Origin of the sequence: Vibrio sp. 1874 (genome assembly GCF_033344395.1) — a bacterium.
Classification (GTDB): domain Bacteria; phylum Pseudomonadota; class Gammaproteobacteria; order Enterobacterales; family Vibrionaceae; genus Vibrio; species Vibrio alginolyticus.
On record NZ_JAWPOR010000157.1, the window covers coordinates 1 to 1,103 of the forward strand.

Consider the following 1,103-nt stretch of genomic DNA (forward strand, 5'->3'; position numbering starts at 1 on the left):
GAACTCTGCCGACACTTTTCTTGCCAATGGTTCCATATCACTCAGTCGTAGAGTGGCTCCTGCACCCCCTCATACACCTCTCCAAAAAAGAAATCTCTCTTACGCATTAGACTTTGCCTCCTTTAATCGCTTGCTGGGTCAGCTTGATCCAGTTCAACGGGTTTTCACAGTCAACATGGTTGCCAGCGGCACCAACTACCGTTTTGTATGCCTCCGAGCCTGCCGCTGTGTGTACTGCCAGCATAAACGAAAACATAGGGTCATTTTGCATGGTGCCAATCATCATTGCACTGGAAGTGTCTTTGAGCTGGCAGTTTTCAACCCGCAGATTGAGTACATCTTTTGCCACCATCTTACAGTCGGGACACACCTTCTCAAGGTTCTTGAGCTTTGCGTCGTCATTGAGCACATCAGGAGCCGCGATGGCAGTACCGGCCATACACAGCCCCAGTGCCAGCAGTTTGAGTTTATTGGTTACTTTCATGGTTCCTCTCTATATCGTTCCAATTTCGTTTCGGTAAAAGAACAGTGGCCCAGTGACTGTTCTGAGTTCCGGCGTTACTTGCTTTACTCTTGAGCAAATATGCTGCTTGAAAAAGTTGTGGTATCCGTACAAAGCTGGGCGTGTAAAAACGGAATAGATAATGAGGGTGATGGCCGCACCAGCGGCCCACCCGATCACGTCCGGAGAGATAAGTCCTGACACGTCTGAGATACGTTCTGGTTCAACCAAGCGGCACACCACCAGCACCCAGAACCACATTACCGGCATCACAAAGATCATCTTTCCGACGCAAGCAATGAGCACCTTCACCAAATTCAAGCTCTGCGCCCAGTAAAGCCACAACGCAGACAAGGATTGGCGACGTATCACCTGGTAGACGTTCAATGGGATGTCGCACAGATGCACCCCATCTTGATTTATAACGGAGTAGCTCATCCTCCCTCCCTATACCCGTTTCTGGAGGTTGCCGAACGTCAGGCCAACCAGGACACAGCACGTCATCATTGTCATCGGGATGACAACCGGATCGAGCGCTATGGGGATGAAGAACGCGATGAACAATCCGGCCATCAGGTACATCGTTCCGCGAACGCTGTAA

General features: G+C 50.3%; 2 protein-coding genes. Both read right to left on the reverse strand.

All coding sequences use genetic code 11. The features are described 5' to 3' along the window. Positions 1–106: 106 nt before the first annotated feature. Positions 107–484, reverse strand: coding sequence for a hypothetical protein (locus R8N46_RS25295; RefSeq protein ID WP_000869261.1), 378 nt, complete (start codon positions 482–484; stop codon positions 107–109). A 241-nt stretch (positions 485–725) separates the two neighbouring features. Continuing rightward, positions 726–1,103 (reverse strand): hypothetical protein (locus tag R8N46_RS25300; RefSeq protein ID WP_318189788.1); only part of this gene is annotated, 378 nt, incomplete at its 5' end.

Coding starts and splice junctions, on each gene's coding strand:
- R8N46_RS25295 (WP_000869261.1), bottom strand. CDS start 484: ATGAAAGTAACCAATAAACTCAAACTGCTGGCACTGGGGCTGTGTATG.